At 68.4% G+C, this 7,825-nt stretch carries 6 protein-coding genes and 1 pseudogene; 6 read left to right on the forward strand and 1 reads right to left on the reverse strand.

What is annotated here, in order from left to right; all coding sequences use genetic code 11:
- The first annotated feature begins 133 nt into the window (after positions 1-133).
- The 6 genes from recF (at position 134) to AX709_RS04260 (ending at position 6,634) form a co-directional block, all read left to right on the forward strand.
- Entirely contained in the window at positions 134-1,207 is a 1,074-nt protein-coding gene (gene recF / locus AX709_RS04235) for a DNA replication/repair protein RecF (RefSeq protein ID WP_066547161.1), read from the forward strand.
- Positions 1,208-1,393: 186 nt separating this feature from the next.
- The gene (locus tag AX709_RS04240) at positions 1,394-2,743 is read left to right on the forward strand and encodes a DEAD/DEAH box helicase (RefSeq protein WP_066547166.1); all 1,350 of its coding nucleotides are present in this window, start codon (positions 1,394-1,396) and stop codon (positions 2,741-2,743) included.
- Positions 2,744-2,934: 191 nt separating this feature from the next.
- Positions 2,935-3,711: a sulfite exporter TauE/SafE family protein gene (locus AX709_RS04245; RefSeq protein WP_066547168.1), complete on the forward strand. Its 777-nt coding sequence runs from the start codon at positions 2,935-2,937 to the stop codon at positions 3,709-3,711.
- Positions 3,712-3,866: 155 nt separating this feature from the next.
- Positions 3,867-4,589 carry a cytochrome b/b6 domain-containing protein gene (locus AX709_RS04250; RefSeq protein WP_066483205.1) on the forward strand — a complete coding sequence of 241 codons (723 nt, stop codon included), beginning with the start codon at positions 3,867-3,869 and terminating at the stop codon, positions 4,587-4,589.
- Positions 4,586-5,353: a molybdopterin-dependent oxidoreductase gene (locus AX709_RS04255; protein ID WP_066547171.1), complete on the forward strand. Its 768-nt coding sequence runs from the start codon at positions 4,586-4,588 to the stop codon at positions 5,351-5,353. Before AX709_RS04250 ends, AX709_RS04255 begins: the two co-directional genes overlap by 4 nt.
- Before the next feature lie 48 nt (positions 5,354-5,401).
- Complete coding sequence (locus AX709_RS04260; protein ID WP_066547181.1) at positions 5,402-6,634, forward strand: SAM-dependent methyltransferase; 1,233 nt, start codon at positions 5,402-5,404, stop codon at positions 6,632-6,634.
- Positions 6,635-6,816: 182 nt separating this feature from the next.
- Here the strand turns inward: AX709_RS04260 and AX709_RS04265 are convergent.
- Positions 6,817-7,825 (reverse strand): annotated as a pseudogene (locus tag AX709_RS04265) (chromosome segregation protein); the annotation flags it as partial.

A 7,825-nucleotide genomic window follows, 5' to 3' on the forward strand; every position in this document is an offset into this window, starting at 1 on the left:
CCCCCGCCACGATCGCGTTGCCGATGCCGCGCGGCATGGTCGGCGCACAGACGCATCGATCGGGTCCGGCTGTCGCGACGTCGGTCGCGTGACGCGTTTCCCCGCGCTGCGGAAACGCTCTAGGGACGAGTTCATGCTCACGCGCCTGCGGCTCACCGATTTTCGCAACCACGCGCTCGCCACGCTGATGCCGGGGCCGGGTCGCGTGGTGCTGACCGGGGACAATGGCGCGGGCAAGACCAATGTGCTGGAGGCGATTTCGCTGCTTGCCCCCGGTCGCGGCCTGCGGCGCGCCGCACTTGGCGACATGGCGCGCCAGCACGGGCCCGGCGGCTTCGGCGTTGCCGCGATGCTGGGCGACGGCGTGTCGATCGCCACCGGGGCGGAATCCGCCGCGCCCGAACGCCGGATCGTGCGGATCAACGACGCGCCGGCGCCGGCCAGCGCGCTTGCCGAGCGGCTGACGGTACTTTGGCTGACCCCGGCGATGGACCGGCTGTTCGTCGACGCGGCCGGCGATCGTCGTCGCTTCCTCGACCGGCTGACGCTGGCGCTCGCGCCCGGGCACGGGGTGCAGGCGACACGCTACGAAGCCGCGATGCGCGAGCGCAACCGGCTGCTCGCCGGCGATCGCCCCGCCGATCCGGCCTGGCTTGCCGCGCTGGAGCGGCGCATGGCTGAACATGGCGCGGCGATCGATGCGGCACGGCGCGAGACGCTGGCGCTGCTTCAGGCCGAATTGGACGCCGCCGGCGCGGCACCCTTCCCGAGCGCCGCGCTCGAACTCACCGGCTGGCAGGGCGACGCCGCGGGGTTGCTCGACCAACTGGCGCGGGGTCGCGCGCGCGATCGCGCCGCCGGGCGGGCGCTGTCCGGCCCGCATCGCTGTGACCTGGCCGTCACGCATGTTGAGAAGGATCAGCCCGCGCATCTCTGCTCGACCGGCGAGCAAAAGGCGCTGCTGATCGGTATCGTGCTGGCCCATGCCGCGCTGGTCGCCCGCCGCACCGCGCGCGCGCCGGTGCTGCTGCTCGATGAAGTCGCCGCGCATCTCGACCCCGTCCGACGCGCCGCGCTGTTCGATCGGCTGGCGGGTCTGGGCCAGGTGTGGATGACCGGCACCGAACCGGCGCTGTTCGCGGCCATCGACGGCGCGGCGACGCATTTCCGGGTGGGTCCGGACGGCGTCATTCCACGCCAACCTTGACTTTCCGGGCGAACGCGCCTATTTGCCGCGTCGCAGCACGGCCTCATGCAGCGTGATCGGGCGATCAAGTCGCCCCGGCTCGGCCCTTTTGCTCCACCGGCTTCCCTAGTCACGCGGGTCGTCAATCTCGACCCCGGCCGTCGTGCGTCTGTGCGCGGCGCAGCCGACCTATATTCAGGAACTTTTATGACATTCCAGTCGCTTGGCCTTTCCAAGGCCGTGCTCGACGCGCTTGCGTCCAAGAATTACACCGACCCCACCCCGATCCAGCGCCAAGCGATCCCCGCGCTGCTCGACGGCCGCGACCTGCTCGGCATCGCCCAGACCGGCACCGGCAAGACCGCGGCGTTCATCGCGCCGTCGATCGACAATCTGGTCAAGGCCAATGAACGGCGCAAGCCGATGCGCTGCCGCATGCTGGTGCTCGCCCCCACGCGCGAACTGGCCAGCCAGATCGCCGACAGCGCGCGCGCCTATGCCAAATTTACCAAGCTGACCGTCGCCACCGTGTTTGGCGGCGTGCCGATCGCGCGCAACCGCCGCGACACGTCGGCGGGTGTCGACATCCTGGTTGCCACCCCGGGCCGCTTGATGGACCTGATCGAACAGCGCTGCATGAGCCTGGGCGACCTCGAGATCCTGGTGCTCGATGAGGCTGACCAGATGCTCGACCTGGGCTTCATCCATACCCTGCGCAAGATCGTGGCGATGCTGCCCAAGAACCGCCAGTCGCTGTTTTTCTCGGCGACCATGCCCAAGGACATCAAGGACCTTGCCGACAAGTTCCTGACCGATCCGGTCGAGGTCAAGGTTGCGCCGGTCGCCACCACCGCCGAGCGCGTCGAGCAATATGTCACCTTCGTCAACCAGGCGGAAAAGCAGGCGCTGCTCACCTTGTTCTTCCAGAAGAACGAAATCGACCGCGCGCTGGTCTTCACCCGCACCAAGCATGGCGCCGACCGTGTCGTGAAGCTGCTGGCGTCGAACGGCATCGCGTCCAACGCGATCCACGGCAACAAGAGCCAGCCGCAGCGCGAAAAGGCGCTGGCGGAGTTCCGTGCCGGCAAGGTGCCGATCCTGGTCGCCACCGACATCGCCGCGCGCGGCATCGACGTGTCGGGGGTCAGCCATGTCGTCAATTTCGAGCTGCCCAATGTCGCCGAACAATATGTCCACCGCATCGGCCGCACGGCGCGTGCCGGCGCGACCGGCATCGCCTTTGCGTTCTGCGCGGAGGATGAGCGCCCCTATCTGCGCAGCATCGAAAAGCTGACCCGCCAGTCGATCTCGGTCGTGCCGCTGCCCGCCAACTTCCAGGCGGAGGCGGATCGGATCAAGTCGAGCCGGGTCGGCCCGATCCCCGCCGAACGCCCCGACCGCCCGCGCCAGCAACAGGGCCCGCGCCGTCCGCGCGCGACGCATGCCGCCCAGCCGGCGGGCGCGGGTCGCCCGGGCGGCAATCGAGGCGGAGGCAATCGTCGCGGCCGCGGTGGTGGCGGCGGCGGCGGCCGTCGTCCGGCCAGCGCCCAGGGCTGACCGGCGCGGACGCGCCGAAACCTGATCCAGAGCCACGTCGCCCCAGCGAAAGCTGGGGCCTCGGGCCAATTGCGCGCACTGACAGCATGAGAGACCAGCTTTCGCTGGCCTGACGGCTGGGGTGTCCCGGAGTTGAAACAGCGCAGGCGCGCACCATTGCCGCGCGGCCCTGATCCGCTATCGGAGCCCGCATGAACCCGGTCACCGCCTCCCTGCTCGCCGCGCTCGCCGGATTGCTCGGCGGCGCGATGAACGCGCTGGCCGGGGGCGGCACCTTTGCCACCATGCCGACGCTGGTCGCGCTCGGCCTTCCCGCCCCGGTCGCCAACGCGACGAGCAACGTCGCCCTGCAGCCGGGCGCGATCGCCAGCGCATGGTCGTACCGGACGGGGCTTGAGCCGATCGGCGGCCTGTCGGTTCGTGCGCTGGGCATGGTGACCTTTGCCGGCGGGCTTACCGGCAGCCTGCTGCTCGTCGCGACGCCGACGCGGGTCTTCGACCTGCTCATCCCGTGGCTGCTGCTGATCGCGACGCTTGCGTTGCTCTTCGGCCGGCGGGCGAGTGCGGCGCTGCACGCCCGCCTGACGATCGGTCAGCGCACGCTGGTCGTCGCCCAGGCGCTGCTCGGCACCTATGGCGGCTATTTCGGCGGTGGCGTCGGCCTGATGATGACCGCGACCTGGGGGCTGCTCGCCGGCGTGATGCCGCACCGGCTGATGGCGGCGCGCACGCTGATGCTCGCGATTGCGAATGCCGCGGCGACGCTGATCTTCGTGTTCGCCGGCATCGTTTCCTGGGGGCTGTGCGTCCCGATGCTGATCGGGGCGACCGTCGGCGGCTATGGCGGCGCGGCACTGGGCAAGCGGCTGGCCCCGGCGCTGATCCGGGGTTGGACGATCGTCGTCACCTGCGTGACCACCGCGATCTTCTTTTTGCGCGCCTATTTTCCGAATATTGCCCTATTCTGATGTCGCTACGGCGGGCCCCCTGCTGCAACCGCAATTTTGATCTAGGCTCGCCTCTGAAGGGGACTGGAGGCATGGCGACGAAAACCGCACCGGACGACGCGGCCATGGCGGGTTCCGATGTAACCGCTTCCCCCCACGCACACGAACCGGGGCCCATGCGCGTATCCGTCTATCGCCACCGCCTCGCCACGCGACTGTGGCACTGGATCAATGCGGTGACGATCTTCGTGATGATCGGCACCGGGCTGATGATCCTCAATGCCCATCCCCAGCTGTACTGGGGCCAATATGGCGCCAATCTCGACACGCCGTGGTTCCGCGTCGGCGACTGGTTTGCCGGCGGGCGCTTTCCCGGCTGGCTGACCATACCGTCCACCTACAATCTGGCCCTTGCGCGACGCTGGCATCTCAGCTTCGCGCTGATCCTCGGCTTCGGGCTGCTGATCTTCATGGTCGCCAGCCTGCTCAACCGGCATTTCCAGCGCGACATGCGGATCCGCGCGCGCGAACTGACGCCGGGTCATTTGTGGGCCGATATCAAGGAACACTGGGCGTTCCGCTTTCACGACCCCGCCAATCCGGCGGCGTTCAACGTGCTGCAGAAAATCGCCTATGCCGTCGCGATCTTCGTCCTGATCCCGCTGGTCATCTTCACCGGGCTCGCCATGTCGCCGGGGATGAACGCGGCGTGGCCCTGGCTCGTCGACCTGTTCGGCGGCCGGCAATCGGCGCGGTCGCTTCATTTCATCGCGATGCTCGGCATTATCGGCTTCATCATCGTGCATCTGGCGCTGGTCATCCTGGCGGGCGCGTTCAACGAAGTGCGGTCGATGATCACCGGCCGGCTGCATATCGCGCATGAGGAGCCGCAGGCATGAGCCGTATCCTGACCCGCCGCACCATGCTGACCGGCTTTGCCACCGGCGCGGGTGCGCTGCTTGCCGGCTGCGACGCGCTCGGCAACAATCCCGCGTTCCGCGACCTGCTGTTCGAGGGCGAGGATGCGCATTTCCGTATCCAGCGTTCGCTGACCGCGCGCAACGCGCTGGCCAAGGAATTCCGCCCGGAACAGATGTCGCCGGTGTTCCGTGCCAACGGAACGCGCAACCCCAATACCGATGCCTATAATGCCCATGTCGCCGGCAACTTCGCCGACTGGCGGGTGCGCGTCGACGGGCTGGTCAACCGTCCGCTGGCGCTCAGCATGGCCCAGCTGCGCCAGATGCCGTCGCGCACCCAGATCACCCGGCACGATTGCGTCGAGGGGTGGAGCGCGATCGGCAAATGGCATGGCGCAAAGCTGGGGCCGATCCTGCAGGCCGCGGGGCTGAAGGACAGCGCGCGCTACCTCGTCTTCCATTGCGCCGACTTATACGGCGCATCGCGGCGACCCTATTATGAATCGATCGACCTGGTCGACGGCTTCCACCCTCAGACGATCCTTGCCTGGGCGCTAAACGACCATCTCTTGGGCGTGCCCAACGGCGCGCCCGTGCGCCTGCGCGTCGAGCGCCAGCTCGGCTACAAGCAGGCCAAATATATCGAGCGGATCGAGGCCGTGTCCTCGCTTTCGGGCATCTATCGCGGCAAGGGCGGCTATTGGGAAGATGCCGCCGGCTATGAATGGTATGGCGGCATTTGAGAAAGCTTGCGCTGGCGCAACGGAATTGGACAGGTTAGCACCCCCGGCATGGCACTGATCGATTTGTTTTTCGCCCGCGCGGTCAAGCGCGGCGAACTGACCGTCATCTATCCCGGCGGCAAGACCAAGAAGTTCGGCACGCCCGACCCGGAACTGGGCGCAGTGACGATCCGCTTCGCCGACAAGGGCGTCGCCGGCGCGATCGTGCGCGATCCCAGCCTGGGATCGTCCGAAGCGTTTATGGACGGACGGCTGATCATCGAACAGGGCGACATCATGGCGCTCCTGAACCTGGTCAGCGCGAACAATCCGTGGGAGGACGGCCGCGTCGTGCTGCGCCCCGGCGCGATCAGCCAGGCGCGCGCGAACATCGTCCGCCGGCTCGACCGGATCAACTGGGAACGCCGGTCGAAGCGCAACGTCGCGCATCACTACGACCTGTCCGACCGGCTCTACGACCTCTTCCTCGACGCCGACCGCCAGTATAGCTGCGCCTACTACACCGATCCGGCCAACAGCCTCGAACAGGCGCAATCGGACAAGAAGGCGCATATCGCGGCCAAGCTGGCGCTCGAACCGGGCATGCGCGTGCTCGACATCGGCTGCGGCTGGGGCGGCATGGCGCTGTATCTCAATGCCAAGACGGGCGCGCGCGTCCACGGCATCACCCTCTCGGAAGAACAGCTCAAGGTCGCACAGCGCCGCGCCGCCGAAGCCGGGGTGGCCGACCAGGTGACGTTCGAGCTGATCGACTATCGCGCGGTCGCCGGGCCCTTCGACCGCATCGTCTCGGTCGGCATGTTCGAACATGTCGGCCCGCCGCATTACCGGACCTTCTTCAACAAGTGCCGTGAACTGCTGACGCCGGATGGCGTGATGCTGCTCCACACCATCGGCCGCCTCGACGGCCCCGGCGTCACCGACCATTTCACCGCGAAGTACATCTTTCCCGGCGGCTACATCCCGGCCCTGTCCGAAATCGTCCGTGCGAACGAGGACAACCGCATGTTCACGACGGATATCGAGGTGCTGCGCCTTCATTACGCGCATACCCTCCAGGCCTGGTATGATCGCGTCGCCGCCGCCAAGGACCAGATCATCGCGCTCTATGACGAGCGTTTCCTGCGCATGTGGCAATATTATCTCGCGGGCTCGTGCGTCAGCTTCCGCCACGGCCGCATCGTCAACTACCAGCTGCAATATTCGCGCTCGCGCACCGCATTGCCGCTGACCCGCGATTACATGATCGAAGCCGAGCAGCGTTACCGCGCGGGGAATTGACGCGGGCGCGCCCCAGCGTCCCTGCCCAGTCCCTCGATCGTCACCCCGGCCGCGTGCCAGGGTCCACCGTGCCGCTCGTGAAACGCACGTCGTTCCGGGTAACCGCCCCGGCACGGCGGGTGGCTGCACCCGGATGAAAGCCACCCTGGCGGGCTGGCGCGTCGAACCCAGCCGACTCGCGCCTACTCCGCCGCCAGCAGCGTCTCCGCACCGCCCAGATCGACCGACACCAGCCGGCTGACCCCGCGCTCGACCATCGTCACGCCGAACAGGCGATGCATCCGGCTCATCGTCGCGGCATTGTGGGTGACGATCAGGTAACGGGTGCGCGTGACCGCCACCATATGGTCGAGCAGGTCGCAGAAACGGTCGATATTGGCGTCGTCGAGCGGCGCGTCGACCTCGTCGAGTACGCAGATCGGCGCCGGGTTGGTCAGGAACAGCGCAAAGATCAGCGCCACCGCGGTCAGCGCCTGTTCGCCGCCGGACAACAGCGTCAGCGACTGCAGCTTCTTGCCCGGCGGTTGCGCCATGATCTCCAGCCCCGCCTCGAGCGGGTCGTCGGCGTCGATCAGCGCCAGGTGCGCCGCCCCGCCGCCGAACAGCGTCGCGTACAGCCGCTCGAAATGCCCGTTGACCGCCTCGAACGCCGCCAGCAGCCGCTGGCGCCCCTCACGGTTCAGGGTGCCGATCGACCCGCGCAGCCGATTGACCGCCTGGGTCAGCTCCGCCTGCTCGCGCGCCTGGCTGGCCCGGGCTTCCTCCAGCTCGATGAGCTCGCGCTCGGCAACCAGATTGACCGGGCCGATCCGCTCGCGCTCGGCCACCAGCCGTTCGTGCCGCGCCGATTCGTCGCCCGGCGTGCGTACCGTGTCCGCCGCGAAGCCGACGCGTTCGGGCAGCAGCGGCGGCGGACATTCGAAGCGTTCGCCCGACAGCCGACCCATCTCGACGCGACGCAGCTCCTGGTTCTCGGCGCGCGCCACTGCGCCCGCCCGCGCCTCGCGCGCCTGGGATGCGGCCTCGGCCGCGGCGCGCAGCGCGGTCTCGGTGCGCCGCACATCGGCGTCGGCCACCGCTTCGGCGGCGCGGGCCGCGTCGGCGGCGTCGATCGCGGCGCGCGCCTGTGCCTCCGCCTTCGCCAGCGCCTGCTCGAGCTGGTTCGGCCGTGTCGCCAGGCTTGCCTCGGCG

The organism is Sphingomonas sp. CCH15-F11 (assembly GCF_001557005.1).
Classification (GTDB): Bacteria; Pseudomonadota; Alphaproteobacteria; order Sphingomonadales; family Sphingomonadaceae; genus Sphingomonas.

Coding starts and splice junctions, on each gene's coding strand:
- AX709_RS04255 (WP_066547171.1), top strand. CDS start 4,586: ATGAGCCGTATCCTGACCCGCCGCACCATGCTGACCGGCTTTGCCACC.
- AX709_RS04250 (WP_066483205.1), top strand. CDS start 3,867: ATGCGCGTATCCGTCTATCGCCACCGCCTCGCCACGCGACTGTGGCAC.
- AX709_RS04245 (WP_066547168.1), top strand. CDS start 2,935: ATGAACCCGGTCACCGCCTCCCTGCTCGCCGCGCTCGCCGGATTGCTC.
- AX709_RS04240 (WP_066547166.1), top strand. CDS start 1,394: ATGACATTCCAGTCGCTTGGCCTTTCCAAGGCCGTGCTCGACGCGCTT.
- AX709_RS04260 (WP_066547181.1), top strand. CDS start 5,402: ATGGCACTGATCGATTTGTTTTTCGCCCGCGCGGTCAAGCGCGGCGAA.
- recF (WP_066547161.1), top strand. CDS start 134: ATGCTCACGCGCCTGCGGCTCACCGATTTTCGCAACCACGCGCTCGCC.